This is a genomic window from Cronobacter dublinensis subsp. dublinensis LMG 23823, from assembly GCF_001277235.1.
Classification (GTDB): domain Bacteria; phylum Pseudomonadota; class Gammaproteobacteria; order Enterobacterales; family Enterobacteriaceae; genus Cronobacter; species Cronobacter dublinensis.
Genome location: NZ_CP012266.1, coordinates 1,940,905 through 1,963,025, shown reverse-complemented (window position 1 = coordinate 1,963,025; position 22,121 = coordinate 1,940,905). Strand labels below are relative to the sequence as shown.

Sequence of the window (22,121 nt, the reverse complement as noted above, 5' to 3'; positions counted from 1 at the left end):
TTAATGCACCCCCCCGAACTGGGCTGACAGGAGTGCCTGAAGCCAGAGATGTCCGCTCCACCAGACAATACCCGTCGTTATCACCGTTAATACGATCCAGAACCCGACCGAGCGCAAAAGGTTAAAACGTCGTTTTTTAGCGCCGCGGACGATCAGTGAGAGATCCGTCTGTAGCGGTGGAACCCGCGCGCTCAGGGCCTTTAGTGTCTCCTCGCGCTGAGTCTGACTGACGGTTTTCACCCCATAAAGTCCCTGAAAACCGAGCGACAGTACGCGGTGATAGCAGATAAGCACGGCCAATAACGGCGCAGGCTGGCGCAACACTTCGGCGATGCGATCCCACATAACTTCTCCCGCGTTTAATGAGCCAAAATAACGGGCCTGCAGGGGAACCGATCGCCACGCTTTGTAGCCTTCGTCGCTGACGCGTATCTCTCCCTCTTCATTCACGGCTGGCTTACGGTTCATTACCGTTTCATCCAGCAACGCGCACTGCGCGTAAGAGATATGCGCGATACTGGCGTCGTCATAACCCACCTGTTGCAGCGCGTCGCGCACCGCCTCAACCTGAGCGCAGCAGTGGTTATACAGCGCGTCGCCGTCAGGCACCGGAGAGCCGTAGCGCAACAGGGTGACGGTAAGCCAGGTGTCGGCCATCAGGTTATCGATATCAATTTCTTGTCTCATGAGCGCAGCACCGCAAAGAGTTCAATGTCGAGCGCGCCCAGCAGGGATGGCACATAGAACATGCAGACGCCCTGCTCCAGCATGTCGCGCGCCGCCGCGCTCTCCATATCCAGCGCAAAGTAGTGATTTTCCAGACGCACCGGCAATGCTGCTGGCACCCGCGTCACCGGGATAAGCGATATCCCGTTCAGCGCACTGACCGAAATGGCGTTCACCTCATCCGGCGACCCGGCTTTACACAGTTCAGGGAAGCGCTCGGCAATCTGCCAGGCGGGAATATCGGAACGAACGGAAAGGTAGAAGTCGGCTTCCTCACGCAGGCGCATATCGTGCAGCGTGGTTTTCCATGTCTGGTCATCAAGGCGGGTCATAGGCAGCGCGATGACCCGTGAAGGCAGACTGGCCTCCAGTAACCCGGTAATGAGATCAAACAGCGGTGGGAAGGTGTTTTCCGGCTCTTTATGGTCGTAGCCGGGGATAACGTCGAGGTCATGTTCGAGTGAAAATGTCAGCATACTGCCTGCAAGCCTTGCCAGTTCAGCCCAGACCTGCTCAGGATGGCGAGCCGGGAAGCGTTCGTATTCGCTCAGTACGCGCGCGTGTGAATTAAGGGCGTTGAGCAGCCAGAAGAGCGACACGTCAGCGACGGCGAAATCTGCCAGCCGCTCGTTACTTTCACGGCGCATCGACATCAGCCGCAGGCGTCGGGAACGCAGCTGACGGTTTAGCAACACCAGTCGCTCACGCAACATCGTGCTGGCGCAGAACAGCGCTACAGGCGGAATAAAATTCGCATCCTGACGCCAGCCGCCTTGCCCGTCACGGATAAGCCTGCTGACAGGACACGTCTGCCAGGCCTCATTACTTTCATGGCCAAACCGTAAAGCCAGATTGAAGTGGGCCACCGCGACCGATTCCTCTTCAGGCCCAAACGCATCGGGCAGTGAAACCCACTCTTCGCGATAGCGTAATGGCCGTTCAGCGACCGAATCGGCCGTCTGAACATTGATGATGCCCGGCTGCATCAGCGGCAGAGCCAGTAGCACGGTAATGCTCTCCTGACCGGCCAGCTCATGTGGGTGGAGTTCGCGAGGCGGCGGCGGTAAATCGCTGTTAAGCGTATCCACCAGCGTGCCGTCGGGCAGCCACAGGCGAAGATGACGCACCTGAATCCGCCCGGCAGACAGCAGCTCGTCATCGAGTTCGACACTCTCCACCCCCCACGGAAACGGTGATGACAGCGCCGAGATACCCGCATTCGTGAACGCTTCCCATGCGCACTGCTGCTGGAACTGCTGAGGGGACAGCAGCGCCCCCTCGTTCCACAAGGGTCGATAGATTTTCATGACACCTCCGCGCGTCAGGCTTTCGCTTTCGGCATCTGCGACACCAGCGACAGGCTGACGTCCATGCCTTCCACCTGGAAATGCGGCACCGCGTAGAGCCTCACGCGAAAGAAACCGGGGTTGTCCTCGATATCTTCCACCACCACTTTCGCGTCGCGCAGCGGGTGCGACGCCTGCAGCGCGTCTCCCGGGTCGGTCATTTCCGTCACCAGACTCCGCACCCAGGTGTTCAGCTCCAGCTCCAGCAGACGCCGGTCTTTGGTGGTGCCGATGTTTTCGCGCTGGATAAGCTTCAGGTAGTGCGCGATGCGCGACAGCAGGAAGATGTACGGCAGCCGCGCGTTGATGCGGCTGTTCGCCGTCGCGTCCGGCGTGTCGTAGCGCGCCGGCTTCTGGGCCGAGTTCGCCGAGAAAAAGCATGCGTAGTCGCGGTTTTTGTAATACGACAGCGGAATAAACCCGAGCCCGGCAAACTCAAATTCGCGCGTCTCCGGGATCATCACTTCCGACGGGATTTTCACCTGGCTGCCGGTGCCCAGATCGTAGAGGTGAATGGGCAGGTCCTGCACCGCCCCGCCCGCCTGCGGGCCGCGGATCTGCACGCACCAGCCGTTGCTGATGAAGCTCCTCACCATGTTGGCGGCGAACGCGAACGCCGCGCTGGTCCACAGGTATTTCCCGTGTTCCGGGCCTTTCACCGCCTCCACATAGTTAAAGCTGCGCACCGGCACGGTGTCCGGGCCGTACGGCAGGCGGCCCAGCACGCGCGGCAGCGTCAGACCGATGTAGCGGGCGTCATCGGTGTCGCGGAACGCCTTCCACTTGATGTACTCCGCGCGATCGAAGTGGTTGCCGATATCCTTGATGGCCGCCACCTCCTCCATGCTCTCTTTCAGGAAGAACGCCGGGCCGGCCGCGCCGATAAACGGCATGTGCGCCGCCGCCGAGACCTTCGAAATCGTGCGCAGCAGCGCGATATCCTGCGCGCTCGCGTCAAACTCATACGCGGAAATCACCGCGCCCACCGGCTCGCCGCCGGGGGTGTCATATTCCGCCGTGTAGGTGTGCCAGTAGAGGCCGCTCTGGACGATTTCCGGCGCGTCCTCAAAATCCTGGCGCAAATCTTCTTTGGCAATATCCAGAATTTCGGTGCGCACGTTCTGACGGTAATTGGTGCGGTCCACCAGATGTTTCAGGCCGCGCCACAGCGATTCCACCTTCTGGAACGCCGGGTGGTGCATCACCGCGTCGAGCTGGCGGCTGATTTGCCAGTCAAGGTCGGCGATGTGGTGATCGAGCAGCGTTTTGTCGAGCCGGTCAACCTGCTGGCCGGCGCGCTTCAGGCGCTCAAGGAAAACCTGCACCGCGGCGGTCACGCGCTCGCCGGCGGAGGCGTCGGCCAGGCTCTGGCTGTCCTGCCAGGCGTCGATATCGCCCAGGGACGTGACCGGCTCCAGGTTGATTTTGTCAAACAGCGAGGCGTACACGCTGCCCGTGGTGTCGCGCGCCGGCGCACTGCCGGCGGCAGAAGAAGGGGTGTTCTGAACAGACATCAGCATTTCTCTCGTTGATCCGTATTACCCGGTCCGCCTCAGGCGTGTTTCGGGGCCAGGGCCGCCAGTTCCGCGCGCAGGTTTTCGCTCAGCGCCGGATCCTTAAGAATGGTTTCCAGCTCTTTGCGGAAGGTGGCGTTATCGAGAAGATTCGATTTGAGATCGCGCAGCAGATTACGCATCGCAAGCATGGCGTTGAGCGGGGGAATTTGTCGCGCCACCTGCTCCGGCTCGAAATCTTTCATCCGGCGAAACGACAGGCGGATATTTTCCTCGCGCCCGTCCCCCGCAAGCGTATTTTCAACGGCGAGGCTGACGGCGGGCGCAAATTCGCCGAGCACGCTGTCAAAATTGTTTTTATTGACGTCGATTTTTTTACGTTCGCACAGCGGCCGGTTTTCCTGACCGTTGCTGAAATCGCCGGTAACTAACAGCTTCAGCGGCAGCTCAACGCTTTTCTGCGCGCCGCCGGTATGCAGGCTTAATTTTAAATTAATGCGGGCTTTCGGAATTTCTTCCTGATATGAACCAGACATAGCATGTTCCCTCATAACAGCAACCTGACGTTGGCGGAAAGCACAGGGAACATCAGCGACAATCCCTGTCACCTTCTTTGCCGGATCCTTAAAGGCAGTTAAAAATAATTATCTGGAGTATGTTACGCACGAAAGCAGGCTAAACAAGAGGCCCGATTCCTATATATGTTACGCAGCATTTCAAAATAAAAAATCAATCACAAATAGCGTAGCGCAGGCAAAGCCGCACGCTCCGCGCCTTTGCTGACGAGCCAGAAAAAAATGGCTTACAAGACTCTTTTTTACTGTATCTGATAATAAAAAATGGCGTCCTGAATCAGACATCATCACGGGGAAATTCATCTCTTCGCCACAGGGAATTATTAAATTCATCACGCCAATATATTCCACACTGAAATATCACGAGAATAATAAAATCAATTAAAAATAACACCCTCAGGACTCATGACAATATTGACTGACTCAATTGATATTTTAGTTATTATCATTAGGAGTTTGGTGTTCGGCGAATAGCGTAAGGTGCAGATAAACAATGCCCCGCCTTTTTTATTCGGGCACCGACTATAAAAAAAGGCCACCGCTAACCTGGCGGTATCTGTCAAAACGGACGGGCATCATCACCTTCACGCCCGTGCGCTTTTACCGGTTACAGGCCACTCAGCCGATCTTCATCCGCTTTGGTTAGCGGACGCCATGTCCCGTTACGGATGGCGGTAATCGCATACGCCGCGCGCGCGGTTCTGCCGTTGCCGTCCGGGAACGGATGCCAGCCGGTTATCCAGGCGTAAAGACACTGCGGATAGAGCGGCGAGCGGTCAGAGACGGCGCTTTTCGCCAGTTGCTGGCTGAACAACGCGCGCCCGGAGAAAGAGGATGGCACCGGCGTGTCGTTTGGCACAATACCGCGCGGCGTGGTGCTGGCGTTCGGCGCGACGCGGCGGTGCAGCTCGTCGACATCGGCGATAGAGGAGATGGAAAAATCAAAGTTAAGGTAGTGCGAGAGATAACTGGTGATAAGCGGCGCGGAAATGGCCGCCGAGTTCGAGGCCCCGGCAATCCACTGCGCCGCTTCCTTTATCATCTCCTCCTGCGACTGCGGCGCGGCGGCAGCCCCAGGATGCGCCGGACTCAGCCGCTCGAAGTGCGCGGCAAGGCGCGCCAGCTTTTTGCACTCCACTTTCAGTAAAACGCCGAGCATCTCTTTGTCCTGGACGTCCAGCGCGCGCACGGTGTGCGCGATAAGCTGGTCCGCCGGGCCGCTGCCGATAGCGTGAGACAGTTCGTTATAACCGTCGGCTTTAGAATAATCGCTGGGTTTCAGCATCAGATGTTCCTCATCTTTGATCCGGCAATCGCGCGTTCCGCTGACGGAACGAATAAAAAGACTTTCAGTATTGCGTGCCTGCGCAGGTTCTGCCCGGATATATGCCGCAAAATATTTTAACGCTGCCGCGATCCGCAAGTTTCAGATAATCCTCATAATGACGTGACTATCTCCGGCCTTAGATCATGACCAAACCGCACGCCATATCGGCACGCGCTGACCGCGCTGAGGGATGACGCCGCCGTCCCCCTTATAAATAGTAGGGGCATCCGATGCGGCTCACGCGCGTTTACCACGCATGGCATACTGGAGGCGAAGCCCTTCTCATGACCTTTAACTTTTAAATGGAATTAGCATGAAAAAACTGCTGCTGGTGATGCTGATGGCCGCGACTGTCGCAGGCTGCGCCCCGCTCTCGCCTGAGGGGTGTAAAAAAACGCGCGCGCTTGATCCGTGCATTTATAAAAATACGGGGCGCGTCCAGGATAAAGACATTTACGGCAGGCAGGCGGCCGGTATTAAAACCGCGCTGGATGCGGCGCTCGCCAAACCGCATGCCTGGAACGGCAAGCGCTGCACCGTCCATCTTGATTTCGAGAAAGATGGCCGTCTGGTCAATTTTATTATTAAGGATGGCGACCGTGCTTATTGTCAGGCGCTGAAAGAGGCCGCCGGGCGCGCTGCCTTCCCGCCCTTTACTGACGATCGCGTATATAACGATATGGGATCGGCGCGCTGGGATATGCAGGGACAACCCTGACCGTAAGCGTATTTCGCGCCGCGTTATCTGCCACGGCGCATCAGTTTCAGAACATCGTGTTCGCGTTCGCCGCCTTTTCCGGCACGTCCTGAATGATGTCCCAGTGTTCGACAATTTTGCCATCTTTCACCCGGAAAATATCCAGCACGGCCTGCCCGCGATCGTGACTGCCGTTAGTCGAATGGACCTGCAGCCAGACCAGGTCGCCATCGGCCGCGCTGCGGATCACCTTCGCGCGCGACTGCGGGTTATCGCGGAAAAATCCGCTGAAGTAATTAACAAACGGCGCTTTACCGTCGGGGACATCCGGATTGTGCTGACGGTAGTCATCCGCCACCACGTCCGCCGCTGCGGTGTCATGCTGATTGAAGAATCGATCGTAGAACGTGATAACACGCTGACGATTGGCCTCTTCAACGTCGCTCTGCCGCGCAGACGCCACAGCACCATTCGCTGTAAGCAGACTCGCCGCCATCAATAAACCCGCCATTGTCTTTTTCATCGGTGCTCTCCTGATGTCCTTAAAAGTTGTCTTTTCATACCTGGTCACGAAAATAGACCTTAACGGGCACGGATGGTACAGTGCCTCCGGGACCTCAACAAGAGGTCATTATTTTCTGACTCAGTCACACCAATGTGACTAATAACGCGGGGTTAACGCACCAGCATGACGAAAAACGAACGTGACGATATCGCCCAATACGGGCAGCCCTGCCCGATACGCGATGTCCTCAATCAGATTGGCGATCAGTGGAGTTTGCTGATCCTTGAGGCGCTGGCGGGGCGCACGGTGCGGTTTAACGAGCTGAATCGGGAAATCGGCGATATTTCGCGCCAGATGCTGTCGCGCACGCTCAAGCGGCTAGAAATGGATGGCTATATCAGCCGGACGGTCTATCCGGAAGTGCCGCCGAGAGTCGAATATCAGCTCACCGCGCTCGGCAGCTCCTTTCTGGAGCCTATGCAAAAGCTCGTGCAGTGGGCGGATGAAAACCACGCCCGTATCTGCCAGGCTCGCCGTCTGCATCACGAACAGAAACCGTCATAAGCACGTAACGGCGGCGCTGACAATTACCGCCCGCTAATCGCCCAGTAAACCGTGGCGACGTGCGGCCCCGATAACCTCCTGCGCCGACACCGTCACCCACCGTTCAGCGTCAGGCGTGCCGACCTCCTCAAGCCATGCGCCGACCATGTGGTAGCCCAGCGTGTAGCCGTACCAGCGGGGCAGCGCGCCGGTGCCGAAAAACCAGGCGGCATGGTCGTAGGGGACGCCACCCAGCGCGGCGACGCTTACTGGCGCGGCGGTTAAGGCGGCGCGGTCAAGCGCGCGCTCCCAGGGCTCCGGCGGGCTGCCCATCAGCCAGGCGACAAACTGCCCCGCGAGCCCTTCGCTCACCAGCGCTTCGCCAGGCGTCCAGCCGTAGCCGGGCCCGGCCATCCGCAGACAATGATGAACTTCATGCAGGATCTGCCTGCGCAGCGTGCCGTCAGTCAGTGAGGAAGGGAGATGCGGGTTATCAGGGTCAATGCCCATACTGAAAAGCGCGCCGTGATACGCGCGGCCCGCAAGGCCAATCTCCGGGATAACGAGACCGGGCGCGCGATGCACCAGAATATCGAGCCGGGGCGGCGTCATCACTGTCGCCAGCGTCTCGCAGGCGGCGGTCGTCTCATCAATTATGCGGTCGCGGTAATCGCCTGAATCGCCCTGCGCCTGCAGCCAGTGTAGTGTCCAGCGCTCCATCGTAGCGTCTCCTTTAGGGTGAGCGGCAACCTTAACAAGAAAGGCCACTCGCGTGGCCTTTTTCTTTTACATCTTCTTTTGCAACTTCTGTTACAGCTCCGGGAAGACCAGGTTATTGCCTGGCGCCTCACGGTGGAGATGGATAAAGTTCAGGTGGCGCTCGTACTGGTCGAGAATATCGATAATCACCTGCTCTTTGTTGTAGTCCATCAGGTCGTTGCCCTGGCTGCCCTCCAGCAGGAACGTCTCAAGGCGGAAATAGTGCGACTTCCCGCTCCGGGCCCGGTAGGTAAAGCCCGGCACCGAATATTGCTGCGGCCAGACCTGATAAACAAAATCCTGCTCCTCGCCAAGGTGCACGCGCAGATCCAGGTAGCCCAGCGGAGGCTCCTCATCTGCGTCCACTTTACGCAGCGTGACGCGCCCGCCGCGCAATTCCAGCTCCTTCGCGACATCCTGCATCGCCGGGAAAATCACCGTTTCCATCATCTGCTGGGTGTAACGCGCGCCCGGATAGTTCATCAGCCGTGACAGGCGCTTTTTCCAGCTCAGACGGTCATTGCCAGACGGAATATAAGGCGCGGTGTCGCGGCTGGCGCTGGCGCGGCGGTGATCTTCCACCTTCAGCGATTTGTAGAGCCCGGCCATGACAAAGAAAATCACGAAGCTGAACGGCAGGCCCATTATCACCGTCGTGTTTTGCAGCGCCGAAATACCATTGGTCATCAGCATGCCCATGGTCAGCACGCCGATGGCGACCGACCAGAAAATCCGCAGCCAGTTGGCGGCGTCGCTGTTGATGTCTTTAAGCTTCGAGGTGAAGTTCGCCAGCACCAGCGAGCCGGAATCGGCGGACGTCACATAGAACAGCATCCCGGTGATGGTGGCAACCGAGGCGCTCAGTTTAAACGCCGGATATTCCGCCAGCAGGCTGTAGAAGCCGCGCTCCGCATGGGCGATGACTTCCTGCGCGAAGCCTGCGTCGCCGTGGATAATTTCATACAGCGCGGCGTTGCCAAACACCGACAGCCACAGCAGCGTAAAGGTAAACGGAATAATCAGCGTGCCGAGCACGAACTGGCGAATGGTGCGCCCGCGTGAAATACGCGCCAGGAACAGCCCCACAAACGGCGACCATGCCACCCACCAGGCCCAGAAGAAAAGCGTCCAGCTGTTCATCCACTGGCGCGGCATATCAAAGGCGAACGTATCGAGTGTCATCCCCATAAAGCGGTTGATGTAATCCCCAATGTTCAGCACCAGCGCGTTCAGCAGGAAGTCGGTTTTGCCCATAAACAGGACAAACAGGATAAGCCCCAGCGCCAGGATAACGTTGAGCTCGGACAGAAAACGGATGCCCTTATCGACGCCAGACGTGACCGAAATCGTGGCGATTACTACCGACAGCACAATCAGCGCCAGCTGCGCCGTCAGCCCTTCGGGAATATCGAACAGCACTTTCAGGCCGTAATTGAGCTGCACCACGCCGATGCCAAGCGTCGTGGCGATACCGAAAATGGTGCCAATCACCGCCGCGATATCGACGGTATGGCCTATCGGCCCGTTAATACGCTTGCCAAAGATGGGGTAAAGCGCGGAGCGGATGGTCAGCGGCAGGTTGTAGCGATAGCTAAAGTAGCCCAGCGCGATGCCCATCAATGCGTACATCGACCAGCCCGTCAGACCGTAGTGGAACAGCGTCCAGACCATCGCCTGGCGCGCGGCCTCGATAGTCTGCCCCGCCCCTGTCGGCGGCTGCATATACTGCGTCACCGGCTCGGCGACCGAGAAAAACATCAGGTCAATGCCAATACCGGCGGCGAACAGCATCGCCGACCAGCTCGGCAGGCTGAACTCCGGTTTCGACTGCTCCGGCCCGAGCTTGATGTCGCCATAGCGCGAGCAGGCCATGAAAATCACGAACACGATATAGAGCGTGGCGGCCAGCATGTAATACCAGCCGAATGTCGCCGAGACCCAGTTGACCGCGAGCTGGATCCAGGCGGCGGACTGTTCGCTGAAGAGAATAGTGACCAGTGAAAAAGTCAGAATCAGCGCGGCTGACGTGTAGAACACCACGGCGTTAATTCTGTTTTTTTCACTGGCAGGTGGATTCGTCATCGGTTACCTCTGGTTAATGTTCTGTCTTCCTGTAATGAAAGTGCGTGGTCATGGTTAGCGGCCTCGCCAGGCCCTTCTCTGCGCCCTCCGATAGTTCACAACGGTGATTAACCGCAAGATAGCGTAGCGTACCGTTCCGCTTTTGCGACAATCCAATCACAACATCTTAACAATTTATTTTTTTATATTGAACGTCCAATCAAAAAAAGTTCTAATAGTCTTAACATCGTGGTGAAGCGGGAGTCCGGGGTCATGCCAAAAGTGGGAATGCAGCCGATACGGCGCAGGCAGTTAATTGATGCAACGCTTAGCACCATCAATGACGTCGGGATCAACGACGCCACCATCGCGCAGATTGCGCGCCGGGCGGGCGTCTCGGCGGGGATCATCAGCCACTACTTCAAAGACAAAAACGGCCTGCTCGAAGCCACCATGCGTGACATCACCCGGCAGCTGCGCGACGCCGTCGCCGCCCGGCTGAAACCGCTGGCGCAGGCCAGCACCGAGGCGCGTCTGCTGGCGATTGTCGAAGGCAATTTCGATGACACCCAGGTTCACAGCGCGGCGATGAAAGCCTGGCTCGATTTCTGGGCCAGCAGCATGCATCAGCCGCAGCTCGGACGGCTTGAGCGCGTCAGCAGCCGTCGGCTGTTTTCAACGCTCGCCGCCGAGTTTCGCCGCGAACTGCCGCGCGAACAGGCGCGGCTGGCGGCCCACGGGCTGGCGTCGCTGATTGACGGCCTGTGGCTGCGCGCGGCGCTGAGCGGCAAGCCGTTTAATCTGGACACGGCCCGCACGCTCACCACTCAATTCATTCGCCAGCAGCTGGCTGGCGCCGAGCACCCTTGAGAAGGAGGAATCATGTCCCGATTCGCAGAACAGCAGCTTTACATTGATGGCCACTTTGTCCCGGCAGCGTCGGGCAATACATTCCAGACCATCAATCCGGCGAACGGCGACGTGCTCGCCGACGTCCATGAAGCCGGCCAGGCCGACGTGGATCGCGCCGTCGAAGCCGCCCGCAAAGGCCAGAAAATCTGGGCCGCGATGACCGCGATGGAGCGCTCGCGCATCCTGCGCCGCGCCGTGGATATCCTGCGCGAGCGCAATGACGAACTCGCCGCGCTCGAAACCCTCGACACCGGCAAACCGCTGAGCGAAACCCAGGCGGTCGATATCGTCACCGGCGCCGACGTGCTGGAATATTACGCCGGGCTTATTCCCGCGCTCGAAGGGCAGCAGATCCCGCTGCGCGACACCGCTTTCGTGTATACCCGCCGCGAACCGCTGGGCGTGGTGGCAGGCATCGGCGCGTGGAACTACCCGATCCAGATTGCGCTGTGGAAATCCGCTCCGGCGCTCGCGGCGGGCAATGCGATGATTTTCAAACCGAGCGAAGTCACGCCGCTCAGCGCGCTGAAACTCGCCGAAATCTACACCGAAGCGGGCGTGCCGGACGGCGTCTTCAGCGTGCTCAATGGCCGCGGCGCGGTCACCGGCCAGCTGCTGACGGAACATCCGGGCATCAACAAAGTCTCGTTTACCGGCGGCGTCGCCAGCGGCAAAAAAGTGATGGCGAACGCGGCGGGCTCGACGCTTAAAGAAGTGACGATGGAGCTTGGCGGAAAATCGCCGCTCATCATTTTTGACGACGCGGATCTGGATCTCGCCGCCGACATCGCCATGATGGCCAACTTCTACAGCTCAGGCCAGGTCTGCACCAACGGCACGCGCGTGTTTATCCCGGCGAAACTGCAGTCGGCGTTCGGGGCGAAAATCGCTGAACGCGTGGCGCGCATCCGGGCGGGCGACCTCAACGATCCGGCGACGAATTTCGGGCCGATGGTCAGCTTCGCGCACCGCGACAACGTGATACGCTATATCGACACCGGCATCCGCGAAGGCGCGCGCCTGCTGTGCGGCGGCAAGCGCATGAGCGGCACTGGCTTTGATAACGGCGCGTGGGTCGAGCCGACCGTCTTCACCGACTGTCGCGATGAGATGACCATCGTGCGCGAAGAGATCTTCGGGCCGGTCATGTCGATTCTCACCTATGAGAGCGAAGAGGAAGTGATTGCGCGCGCCAACGCCACCGAATACGGCCTGGCGGCGGGCGTCGTCACCCAGGATCTCAACCGCGCGCACCGCGTCATTCACCAGATTGAAGCCGGCATCTGCTGGATCAACACCTGGGGCGAATCCGCCGCCGAGATGCCGGTCGGCGGCTATAAACACTCCGGCATTGGCCGCGAGAACGGGCTGATGACGCTGCAAAGCTATACGCAGGTGAAATCCGTGCAGGTCGAGATGACCCGCTTCCAGTCCGTATTTTGATTGATTTTTAACCTGAGGAACGACTAATGGAATTTGATTACATCATTATCGGAGCCGGATCCGCAGGGAATGTTTTGGCAACAAGACTGACCGAAGACAGCGACGTCACCGTATTACTGCTGGAAGCGGGCGGCCCGGATTACCGCTTTGACTTCCGCACCCAGATGCCAGCGGCGCTGGCGTATCCACTCCAGGGGAAACGCTATAACTGGGCGTATGAAACCGAGCCTGAACCGTACATGAATAACCGCCGCATGGAGTGCGGGCGCGGTAAAGGGCTTGGCGGCTCGTCGCTCATTAACGGCATGTGCTACATCCGCGGCAACGCGATGGATCTCGACAACTGGGCGCAGCAGCCTGGCCTTGCGCGCTGGACCTATCTCGACTGCCTGCCCTATTACCGGAAATCGGAAACGCGCGATATCGGCGCTAACGATTATCACGGCGGCGACGGCCCGGTCAGCATCACCACCTGCAAACCCGGCAATAACCCGCTGTTCGCGGCGATGATTGAAGCGGGCGTGCAGGCGGGCTATCCGCGTACCGACGATCTCAACGGCTACCAGCAGGAAGGCTTCGGCCCGATGGACCGTTTCGTGACGCCGAAAGGCCGCCGCTCCAGTACCGCGCGCGGCTATCTCGACACCGCGAAGCAGCGTCCGAACCTGAAAATCATCACCCACGCCACGACCGATCGCATTCTGTTCGATAACAAACGCGCGGTGGGCGTGGAGTATCTCCACGGGGCCAGCAACGCGCCGCAAAAAGTCACCGCGCGCCGTGAAGTGCTGCTCTGCGCGGGCGCCATCGCCTCGCCGCAGATCCTTCAGCGCTCGGGCGTGGGTAACGCGCAGCTGCTGAAACAATTTGATATTCCGGTCGTGCATGACCTGCCGGGCGTCGGCGAGAACCTTCAGGATCACCTGGAGATGTATCTGCAATATGAATGCAAAAAGCCGGTCTCGCTCTACCCGGCGCTCAAATGGTGGAACCAGCCGAAAATCGGCGCAGAGTGGCTCTTTAACGGCACCGGCATCGGGGCCAGCAACCACTTCGAGGGCGGCGGGTTTATCCGCAGCCGTGAAGAGTTCGCCTGGCCAAACATTCAGTACCACTTCCTGCCGGTGGCGATTAACTACAACGGCTCCAACGCCGTTGAAGCGCACGGCTTCCAGTGCCATGTCGGCTCCATGCGCTCGCCGAGCCGCGGCCATGTACGCATTAAATCGCGCGATCCGCGCCAGCATCCGGCGATCCTGTTTAATTACATGTCGCACGAGCAGGACTGGCAGGAGTTCCGCGACGCCATTCGCATTACGCGCCAGATAATCAACCAGCCCGCGCTGGATGAATTCCGTGGCCGTGAAATCAGTCCGGGCATCGACTGCCATACCGATGAACAGCTCGATGAGTTTGTGCGTAACCACGCGGAAACCGCCTATCACCCTTGTGGCACCTGCAAAATGGGCAGCGATGACATGGCCGTGGTGGATGGTGAAGGCCGCGTACACGGGCTCGAAGGGCTGCGCGTGGTGGATGCGTCGATTATGCCGCTGATTATCACCGGCAACCTGAACGCGACTACCATCATGATTGGCGAGAAGATTGCGGATAACATCCGCGGTCGCGCGCCGCTGCCGCGCAGCACGGCGAGCTATTTCGTCGCAGGCGATCGCCCGGTGCGCGGCGAACCGCAGCGGGCGTAACGCTCACCGCCGCCGGTCTCCCCCACCGGCGGCGCTTTTTTCTGTGTGTTGCGCCGGGATCTCGTCCCGCAACCAGGCTTCAAACGCTTCAAGCGCGGCATCGTTAACGCCGCTCTCCACAGGTTTTATCAGACAAAACGTTTTGCTAATCGCGGCGGTTCCCGGCCAGGGCGCCACCAGCGCGCCGCGCGCCAGTTCCTCTTCCACATACCCCTGCGGCACCAGCGCCACGCCCTGCCCGGCAAGCGCGGCGGCAATCGCCATCTCATGCAGATCGTAGCGCGCGCCCTGCGCCGGGTTATCGAGATGCGTACCGGTCTCCTGCGCCCAGCGCTGCCACGCGTCAGGGTTCTGGCGGCGCTGGATGCGCGGCAGGCGGTTTAACGCAGCGTGACTCCCCCCTTCTTTCACCAGCGCCGGGTGGCACACCGGCACCAGCCGCTCTTCATAGAGCCTGGTGACGCGCATTCCGGCCCAGGCGGGGCTGTCAAAATGCAGCGCGGCGTCAAAACCGCTGCCGCTCAGGATAAACGGATCGGTGCGCGCGGCGATATTCAGCGTGATGTCGGGGTGGCGGGCAGAGAAACGCCCGAGTCGCGGGATAAGCCAGCGGCTGGTGAAGGTGGGCAGCGCGGCTATCTCCAGGCTCCGGCCCCCTTCTGGCAGACCCATCAGATACTGGGTGTCGCGCTCAAGCCGCTCCAGCGTTTCGCGCACGCGGTGGGCGTAGCGCGCGCCCGCCGGATTCAGCCTGACGCGGCTGCCGGTGCGGTCGAACAGTTTGCAGCCGAGCAGCGCTTCAAGCTTCGCAATCTGGCGGCTGATGGCGCCTTCCGTCAGCGCCAGCTCCTGCGCCGCACGGGCGAAATTACCGTGGCGCGCGGCCGCCTCGAACGCCTGCAGCGACGCGCTGCCGGGGATTTTTCTGCGCACTGGCACGCCTCCTGCAACCGGGCCTGCGCCCGTCAGTGATAAAAAGTCATTAAGGGGTGCCATAGTATCGTTTCACAGCCGTGATAGCAGCCTTTAGCATGACGAAACGTCATTATGCCGCACGCCCAGGAGGGCTGTATGAACCGTCCCGCTTTTCCCTCACGCCAGATTGGCGAATTCCAGGTCACTGCGCTCAGCGACGGCACGATGCCGGTAAGCCTCGATCTGTTAGCGGGCATCTCGCCTGCCGGTGCCGAGGCGCTCCAGCGCGACGCTGGCATCGCCAGGCCCGACGAGATCCTCATCAATGGTTATCTGATTCGTGGTCAGGGACGCGTCATGCTGGTCGATGCCGGTACCGGCGGGCTAAACCAGGCAGGCGGAGAACTACTCGCCGCCCTGCGCGCGCTTGGCGTAGCGCCGCACGAGGTGGATACGATTTTACTGACCCACGGCCACCCCGATCATCTCGGCGGCCTGCTGGACCGCCAGGGCGCGCCGGTCTACCCGCGCGCCGCGCTCTGGCTGCACCCTTTGGAAGCCGCATTCTGGCGCGACGACGCGCGCTTGCGTGCCGCGAATGAGCGGGTACAGCGCGCGATATCGCTTGCCCGCCGCACGCTTGAGGGGTACGCGCCGCGCCTGCGTTTTATCACCGACGAGGCCGTCATCGCAGAGGGTATCCGCCCGGTCTGGCTGCCGGGCCATACGCCAGGCCACACCGGGTTTCGCCTCGATTCAGGCGGTGAAAGCCTGCTTATCTGGGGCGATATCGTGCACTTCCCGTCTGTCCAGTCCGCGCACCCGACGGTTTCCATCGCCTTTGACCACGATCCGGCGCAGGCCGCCGCCACCCGCCAGACCGTGCTGGCGCAGGCCGCCCGCGAACAGCTCATGGTGGCGGGAATGCACCTTGGCGCGCCAGGGTTTGCATACGTGCGCGACACTGCCGACGGCTATCGCCTCGACTATGCCGAACGCTGAACTCTTGTCGTGCCTGAGCCGTTACTCGTCCGGCGTGGCGGGCGTATAACGTAAATAGCCCGCCACGCCGCCACCGCCATCATTAGGATGGTGGATGCCTTCGGTCACGGTGATTTCAGGAAAATCAAAAGGTGAAATACCGTCGAGGCATGCGACATTCACGCCATACTGATCCGGATTCGAGCGCCGCTGGTGGAAGGTATAAATGCCGCAGACCTGGCAGAAATAGTGCGCCGCCTGGCGGGTATTAAAGCGATACTCCGTCAGTTTTTCCTTACCTTCCAGCACGGTAATACCGTTTAGCGGCGCCGACACCGTAATGGCGCCGCGCATCCGGCAATAAGAGCAGTTGCAGCGCCGGGCGGTATTCAGCCCGTCCGTTAATTCCACGGTAAATTTCACGGCACCGCAGTGACACTGGCCATTCATTTTATTCATCGTGCATTCTCCTCGCCTTAATGCGATATTCCCGTGCAGCCCCTCGCCGTTTCGCGAAGCAACCTTCGTTCATTGTGCGATTTCAGCCGCGATTTTAGCGCGGCGAGTTTCGGCAACCGGGAGGGTTAGCGTATATATACTCTGTATCTGCCTTGCTTATAAATGCTGTTGCCTGAACGCCGCCAGGGCGCGCGTTGTCGTGCGTGGACAAACACCCGTACTCAGGCCTTTACAGGCGCGTTGCGCTAATTTAAGACTACACAATATTGCCCGCGCTTGCGCCACTGATATGCTGGTCGGGCAAAGGAGGAATCTCATGAATAATGTGATTTACAGCATGATTGCCAAAATTTCGAAAATGGATGCGGAAGCGAAAATTCTGACGGCTCAGGTGGAAGCGCAGGCGTTATTGTTAAGCGCCATGCTAATGACCATCGGCAAGAACGGCGGCATGGAAGAAATGGTTGAAGGGGTCAAAAAAGCGATTAACGCGGCGCTGGATGCGGAAGATAATCCGTTAAAATCGGATACGGAATTATTACTCGCGCAGTTTAATGAACTACTTTCTGTCGCCTGCCTTCTCGATAAAGAGAAACCGGAACTGGATGTCGACGCCTTGCGTAAACTCTCATCGTCGCTGACCAGCGAGAAGAAATTCTGAGACCGTAATAAACCGCTACAGGGGCTTAGCCCCCGTAGCGAGGAATTAATAAAACTGCCGGATAGCGCTTTCGGTTTCCTGCGCGCTCACGAGGCTCGAAAACCGCGCTACCAGATACGTTTCGCCATCAAGCTTATAACTCTCAATTGGCAACTCAAGCGTGGCCCCCTTCTCACCGCTAATGCGCATGATTTCTAACTCATCGGCAACAGCAACATGCTCGACCTGTCCGCCAGGCAGAATGGCAACGACGTTTTTTGGCATAGGTTAGCCCTCAGTAGTGATTAGAAAACGACCTTAACACAGCCCTGAGCGCCGCGCCTGATTTTATAACCCGCCGCCGCACGCGGGTATTGCGCCCTATCCGCGCCGCAACCGACTCAGACTAAAGCCGAGCGCCAGCAGCGATGCGAGAGCCGCGACCCACAGCGCGAGCCGGACGCCAGAGGCCTGCGCCAGCGCGTCAGTGCCGGGCGCGCCGAGGGCGAAAATCACCCCCACCAGCGCCGCCCCCACGCACTGCCCGAACATGCGCATAATCGCCAGTACGCCGGAGGCGTAGCCGCTGTGCTCGCGCGAGGCGTTCGCCAGCATCTCGCGGTTATTGGGGCTCTGAAAAATGCCAAAGCCCGTTCCGCACAGTAAGCCGCGCAGGCTGATATCCCATGCGCTCGCGTGAGCAGGCAGCAGCGCCAGCGCCACGAGCCCCGCCACAAAGACCGCGAGCCCGACGGTGGCGATAAGCGACGGCGCGTGGCGATCGGCGAGTCGTCCGGCATGCGGCGCGACCAGCATAATACCCACCGGCCAGGCGGTGAACAGCAGCGCCGCGTTCAGCGCGCTGTAGCCATACACGCTCTGAAACAGAAACGGCAGCGCCACAAAGGTCATTCCCTGACTGATAAACGACGCCAGCGAGGTGAGCGCCGCAAGGGTAAAGCGGGGGCTGGCGAAAAGCTGCGGCGGCAAAAGCGGCTCCGGCGCACGCTTAAGACGCCAGACCAGCGCCGCGCCCGAAAGCGCCGCCAGCGCGGCCCAGCCGAGCGTGGCGGACAGCGAGACGGCGTCCGGCGCCATCACTGCCGCGCCCAGCATCAGGGCTGAAAGCAGCGCGCCCGACACGTCAAACGGCCCGCGCGCCGGGCGACGGGCCTGCGGGAGCGTGCGAAGCGTCAGCCACAGCGCGAGCGCCCCCGGCGCGAGATTAATGGCAAACAGCCACGGCCAGCCGAGCCAGGCCAGCAGCGCGCCGCCGAGCACCGGCGCAACCGCCGTGCTGGTGGCGATAAGCAGCGCGTTCATTCCAAGAATGCGCCCCAGCAGCCGGTTGGGGAAAATAGTGCGCAGGATAGCTGGCGCGATGCTGAGCGTCGCCGCCCCGCCAATCCCCTGCAAAAAGCGCATCGCCACCAGCATCCCGAGCGAATCGGCCAGCGCGCAGCCGAGCGAGGCCAGCGTAAACAGCCCCACGCCTGCGGCGAACAGCGTACGAAAGCCAAGCCTTCCCGCCAGCGCTGCGAAAATCGCGAGCGTCATGGCCGCCGCGAGCAGATAACCGTTCGCCACCCACACGGCGTCCGCCGCGCTCACCTGTAATTCACGCGCGATATCCGGCAGCGCGATATTCACCATCGCGCCGTCAAACACGGCCATCGTCGTGCTGGTCATCACCGCCGTCATCGCCAGCGCGCGCTCGCGCCCCGGCAGCCCTTCATCGCCGGGCAGGCTCGAAAAAAGCGTCATTATCACCTCAGCGTCATTCATGCTTGCGTTAACTCTACTTCCAGGCGATACATGGCGGAAGACGCAACGATTGCACTGTAAACCTGCATGAAACGCCATATCTGATAAGGCGCCCGGAGGGAATGATGAATGAACCGGATCTCAACCTGCTGTTCGCGCTGGATGTATTGCTTACCGAGAAAAGCGTGGCGGTGGCCGCGCGGCGGCTCGGCTTAAGCGCCTCGGCGATGAGTCGCACGCTGGGCCGCCTGCGCGACGCCACCGGCGACGCGCTGCTGGTGCGCGCCGGACGCCAGATGGTGCTCACCCCTTACGCGCAGGCCATCCGTGAGCGCACGCAGAGCGCGGTGTTCGAAGCCCGCGCCGTGCTGCGCCCCGCGCCGCAGGCGTTTGCTATCGCCAGCCACCAGCAGACCTTTACGCTTCGCGCCAATGACGGCTTTGTGGAGGCGTTCGGCCCGCATCTTATCGTCAGCGCCGCGCGTATCGCGCCCGGCGTGCGTCTGCGTTTCGCGCCGAAGCCGGCCAAAACAGACCGGCCACTACGCGAAGGCGACGCGGATCTGGAAATCGGCGTGCCGGGCGAGATGGGGCCGGAAATCCGGCTGCAACGGCTGTTCCAGGACCGTTTTGTAGGCGTGGTGAGGGAGGCGCATCCGCTGGCCGCGCGCCCGGACGTGACGGCGCAGGACTATGTCGCCTGGCCGCACGTGGTGGCCTCGCGGCGCGGGCTGCTCACCGGGCCGGTGGATGAAGGCCTTGCGACGCTCGGCCTTGCGCGCACCGTCGCCGCCGTGGTGTCGGGGTTTCCGGCGGCGCTGGCGGTCGCGCGCGCAAGTGACCTGGTGGCGCTGGTGCCCGCGTCGTTTCTGATAAACCTGCCGCCCGCACCCGGCATCGCGTGGTTTGACCTGCCGGTGCCGACCCGCCCTATCACGGTATCGCAGATGTGGCATCCGCGCTCAGAGGCCGACCCGGCGCACCGCTGGCTGCGACAGTTTGTGCTCGCCGAATGCCGCGCGCTGATGCCGCAGGGCTGAATAACGCGCAAAAAAATCCCCCTTGCGGGGGATTGGGATCGCGGTGCGGTTGACGCGTTTATCCTCGCGCGGATTCCCGCAGCCGGGCTTTCAGCGCATTGTACTCGTCAATCACATACTGCTCGGCGGCCCGCTGTTCGCGAATCGGCTCGACGCGCACGGCGCAGTATTTGTACTCCGGCGTTTTGGTGATGGGGCTTAAGTTTTCCGCCACCAGCTCGTTACAGGCGCCAATCCACCACTGGTAGGTCATGTAGACCGCGCCCTGGTTCGGCCTGTCGCTGACCTGCGCGCGGGTAATGACTTTACCTTTGCGCGACACCACCCAGACCAGCGCCTCGTCTTCAATGCCGAGCCGTCTGGCGTCGGCGCTGTTGATTTGCGCGTAGCCCGGTTCGTCGGCGAGCGCGGCGAGCGCGGCGCAGTTGCCGGTCATTGAGCGGCACGAGTAGTGCCCCACTTCGCGCACGGTAGAGAGCACCAGCGGGTAGTCGTCGTTCACCCGGTCGAGCGGCGGTGCCCAGTTGCAGGTGAAGAACTGTCCGAGGCCGTTCGGCGTGGAAAATTCCTTCTCAAACAGATAATCGGTGCCCTGATCGGCGTCCGATTCATCACGACACGGCCACTGAATGTAGCCGAGCTCACCCATTTTCTCGTAGGTCGCACCGTAGAAATCCGGGCACAGCGCGCGCAGCTCGTCCCAGATCTGCTGCGTATTGTCGTAATGCATCGGATATCCCATGCGGGTGGCAATGGCGCTGATTATTTGCCAGTCGGTTTTCAAATCCCACTTCGGCTCCACCGCTTTAAAGAAGCGCTGAAAGCCGCGATCCGCCGCCGTATAGACCCCTTCATGCTCGCCCCACGAGGTGGACGGTAAAATCACATCCGCCGCCGCCGCGGTTTTGGTCATAAAGATATCCTGCACGATAACCAGGTCCAGGCTCGCAAACGCCTGACGCACCGCCGACAGCTCGGCGTCGGTCTGCAACGGATCTTCGCCCATAATGTACGCCGCGCGCACTTCGCCATGCCCCACGCGGTGCGGCAGCTCGCTGATGCGATAGCCGGTATGCGCAGGCAGCGATTCTACGCCCCAGGCGCGGGCGAATTTCTCGCGGTGCGCCGGGTTGTTCACATACTGATAGCCTGGGTACGTATCCGGCAGCGCGCCCATATCGCACGCGCCCTGCACGTTGTTCTGCCCGCGCACCGGGTTGACGCCCGCGCTCGGTTTGCCGAGGTTGCCGGTGAGCAGCGCCAGGCTTGTGAGCGACCGCACCGTCTCGACGCCCTGGTAAAACTGCGTAACGCCCATCCCCCAGAGGATCGCCGCGCTTTTTGCCTGGGCGTAAAGCCGGGCGGCTTCACGGATCTGCGCCGCGCTGACGCCGGTTATCGCTTCTACCGACTCCGGCGTATAGCCTTCGACTATCTTGCGATACTCCTCAAAACCTTCGGTACGGGCGCTGACAAAGGCGTGGTCCCAGAGATCTTCTTCGATAATGACGTGGCCCATCGCGTTCAGGAGCGCGATATTGGAGCCGTTTTTCAGCGCCAGATGCATATCCGCAATGCGCGCGGTTTCGATTTTACGCGGATCGCAGACGATAATTTTCGCGCCGTTTTTCTTCGCTTTAATCACGCGATTGGCGACGATCGGATGTGAATCCGCGGGGTTATATCCGAAGACAAACACTAAATCGGTATTTTCAATGCCAGTGATGGAGTTGCTCATGGCGCCGTTACCGACCGACTGGTGCAGACCTGCAACCGAGGGGCCGTGTCAGACGCGCGCGCAGCAATCGACGTTATTGGTGCCGATCACCGCGCGGGCAAATTTTTGCATCACGTAGTTGGTTTCATTACCGGTGCCGCGTGACGAGCCTGTCGTCATGATCGCGTCCGGGCCATAGTTCGCTTTGATATCGCCAAGCCGCTGCGCCACATAATCGAGCGCCTCGTCCCACGACACCGCCTCCAGCCTGCCGCCCCGCTCGCGGCGGATCATCGGCGTTTTCAGCCGCGGCGTGAGGATCTGGGTATCATTGATAAAATCCCAGCCGTAATAGCCCTTCAGGCATAAGTCCCCCTGATTGGTTTTGCCCATTGCCGCTTCCGCCTTAACGACTTTGCCGTTATCGACGATCAGGTTGATTTTGCAACCCGACGCGCAATAGGGGCATACCGTGACGACTTTCTTCATCG

21 protein-coding genes are annotated in these 22,121 nt (G+C 60.2%); 8 read left to right on the top strand and 13 right to left on the bottom strand.

All coding sequences use genetic code 11. From position 1 onward, the window contains the following. The 5 genes from tssL to AFK67_RS08960 all read right to left on the bottom strand — a co-directional run bounded on the left by tssL (position 1) and on the right by AFK67_RS08960 (position 5,446). On the bottom strand, positions 1-687 hold the full coding sequence (gene tssL, locus AFK67_RS08980) for a type VI secretion system protein TssL, short form (protein WP_007715547.1): 687 nt from the start codon (positions 685-687) through the stop codon (positions 1-3). Next, on the bottom strand, positions 684-2,033 hold the full coding sequence (tssK, locus tag AFK67_RS08975) for a type VI secretion system baseplate subunit TssK (protein WP_007715551.1): 1,350 nt from the start codon (positions 2,031-2,033) through the stop codon (positions 684-686). The genes tssL and tssK overlap by 4 nt, the downstream gene beginning before the upstream one ends. A 14-nt stretch (positions 2,034-2,047) precedes the next feature. Then, positions 2,048-3,592, bottom strand: coding sequence for a type VI secretion system contractile sheath large subunit (tssC, locus tag AFK67_RS08970; RefSeq protein ID WP_038884965.1), 1,545 nt, complete (start codon positions 3,590-3,592; stop codon positions 2,048-2,050). A gap of 32 nt (positions 3,593-3,624) precedes the next feature. Continuing rightward, positions 3,625-4,122, bottom strand: a complete 498-nt coding sequence (gene tssB / locus AFK67_RS08965; protein WP_053532886.1) for a type VI secretion system contractile sheath small subunit — start codon at positions 4,120-4,122, stop codon at positions 3,625-3,627. Positions 4,123-4,768: 646 nt separating this feature from the next. Beyond that, positions 4,769-5,446 carry a Fic family protein gene (locus AFK67_RS08960; RefSeq protein ID WP_032967389.1) on the bottom strand — a complete coding sequence of 226 codons (678 nt, stop codon included), beginning with the start codon at positions 5,444-5,446 and terminating at the stop codon, positions 4,769-4,771. Positions 5,447-5,801: 355 nt separating this feature from the next. On the opposite strand from AFK67_RS08960, the gene AFK67_RS08955 reads away from it, so the two are divergent. Further along, on the top strand, positions 5,802-6,206 hold the full coding sequence (locus tag AFK67_RS08955) for a cell envelope integrity TolA C-terminal domain-containing protein (RefSeq protein WP_007725249.1): 405 nt from the start codon (positions 5,802-5,804) through the stop codon (positions 6,204-6,206). A 46-nt stretch (positions 6,207-6,252) separates the two neighbouring features. Here AFK67_RS08955 and AFK67_RS08950 read toward each other — a convergent pair whose 3' ends face one another. Next, on the bottom strand, positions 6,253-6,708 hold the full coding sequence (locus tag AFK67_RS08950) for a nuclear transport factor 2 family protein (RefSeq protein ID WP_007725245.1): 456 nt from the start codon (positions 6,706-6,708) through the stop codon (positions 6,253-6,255). Between the two features lie 165 nt (positions 6,709-6,873). Between AFK67_RS08950 and AFK67_RS08945 the strand changes: the two genes are divergently transcribed. Further along, complete coding sequence (locus tag AFK67_RS08945; protein WP_007725231.1) at positions 6,874-7,254, top strand: winged helix-turn-helix transcriptional regulator; 381 nt, start codon at positions 6,874-6,876, stop codon at positions 7,252-7,254. 33 nt (positions 7,255-7,287) lie between these two features. Here the strand turns inward: AFK67_RS08945 and AFK67_RS08940 are convergent, their stop codons facing one another. Continuing rightward, on the bottom strand, positions 7,288-7,953 hold the full coding sequence (locus tag AFK67_RS08940; protein ID WP_038883793.1) for a DUF2268 domain-containing putative Zn-dependent protease: 666 nt from the start codon (positions 7,951-7,953) through the stop codon (positions 7,288-7,290). A gap of 90 nt (positions 7,954-8,043) precedes the next feature. Further along, positions 8,044-10,074: a choline transporter gene (locus AFK67_RS08935; RefSeq protein ID WP_007725223.1), complete on the bottom strand. Its 2,031-nt coding sequence runs from the start codon at positions 10,072-10,074 to the stop codon at positions 8,044-8,046. Positions 10,075-10,326: 252 nt separating this feature from the next. Between AFK67_RS08935 and betI the strand changes: the two genes are divergently transcribed. The 3 genes from betI to betA are packed head-to-tail and all read left to right on the top strand — an operon-like array spanning position 10,327 to position 14,114. Further along, entirely contained in the window at positions 10,327-10,923 is a 597-nt protein-coding gene (gene betI / locus AFK67_RS08930; RefSeq protein WP_007725220.1) for a transcriptional regulator BetI, read from the top strand. A 12-nt stretch (positions 10,924-10,935) separates the two neighbouring features. Beyond that, a complete protein-coding gene (betB, locus tag AFK67_RS08925; protein ID WP_007725217.1) occupies positions 10,936-12,408 on the top strand; it encodes a betaine-aldehyde dehydrogenase in 1,473 nt (490 codons plus the stop codon). A gap of 26 nt (positions 12,409-12,434) precedes the next feature. Continuing rightward, positions 12,435-14,114: a choline dehydrogenase gene (betA, locus tag AFK67_RS08920; protein ID WP_007725215.1), complete on the top strand. Its 1,680-nt coding sequence runs from the start codon at positions 12,435-12,437 to the stop codon at positions 14,112-14,114. Positions 14,115-14,117: 3 nt separating this feature from the next. Here betA and AFK67_RS08915 read toward each other — a convergent pair whose 3' ends face one another. Further along, positions 14,118-15,047 (bottom strand): LysR substrate-binding domain-containing protein, encoded by a 930-nt coding sequence (locus tag AFK67_RS08915; protein WP_007725212.1) that lies wholly within the window; start codon positions 15,045-15,047, stop codon positions 14,118-14,120. Between the two features lie 138 nt (positions 15,048-15,185). On the opposite strand from AFK67_RS08915, the gene AFK67_RS08910 reads away from it, so the two are divergent. Beyond that, positions 15,186-16,031 (top strand): MBL fold metallo-hydrolase, encoded by an 846-nt coding sequence (locus tag AFK67_RS08910; protein ID WP_007725209.1) that lies wholly within the window; start codon positions 15,186-15,188, stop codon positions 16,029-16,031. A gap of 21 nt (positions 16,032-16,052) precedes the next feature. Here AFK67_RS08910 and AFK67_RS08905 read toward each other — a convergent pair whose 3' ends face one another. Then, positions 16,053-16,469, bottom strand: coding sequence for a GFA family protein (locus AFK67_RS08905; RefSeq protein ID WP_007725206.1), 417 nt, complete (start codon positions 16,467-16,469; stop codon positions 16,053-16,055). Positions 16,470-16,785: 316 nt separating this feature from the next. Here AFK67_RS08905 and iraP point away from each other — a divergent pair, with 316 nt between their 5' ends. Continuing rightward, positions 16,786-17,130 carry an anti-adapter protein IraP gene (gene iraP, locus AFK67_RS08900; protein WP_007725203.1) on the top strand — a complete coding sequence of 115 codons (345 nt, stop codon included), beginning with the start codon at positions 16,786-16,788 and terminating at the stop codon, positions 17,128-17,130. 45 nt (positions 17,131-17,175) lie between these two features. Here iraP and AFK67_RS08895 read toward each other — a convergent pair whose 3' ends face one another. Then, the gene (locus tag AFK67_RS08895) at positions 17,176-17,394 is read right to left on the bottom strand and encodes a hypothetical protein (protein WP_007725201.1); all 219 of its coding nucleotides are present in this window, start codon (positions 17,392-17,394) and stop codon (positions 17,176-17,178) included. Between the two features lie 96 nt (positions 17,395-17,490). After that, entirely contained in the window at positions 17,491-18,873 is a 1,383-nt protein-coding gene (locus tag AFK67_RS08890; RefSeq protein WP_038884118.1) for an MFS transporter, read from the bottom strand. Positions 18,874-18,998: 125 nt separating this feature from the next. Between AFK67_RS08890 and AFK67_RS08885 the strand changes: the two genes are divergently transcribed. Then, positions 18,999-19,913, top strand: coding sequence for a LysR family transcriptional regulator (locus AFK67_RS08885; protein ID WP_032967382.1), 915 nt, complete (start codon positions 18,999-19,001; stop codon positions 19,911-19,913). Between the two features lie 58 nt (positions 19,914-19,971). Here the strand turns inward: AFK67_RS08885 and fdhF are convergent, their stop codons facing one another. Continuing rightward, positions 19,972-22,119 (bottom strand): formate dehydrogenase subunit alpha, encoded by a 2,148-nt coding sequence (gene fdhF / locus AFK67_RS08880; protein ID WP_081591108.1) that lies wholly within the window; start codon positions 22,117-22,119, stop codon positions 19,972-19,974. Positions 22,120-22,121: the final 2 nt, after the last annotated feature.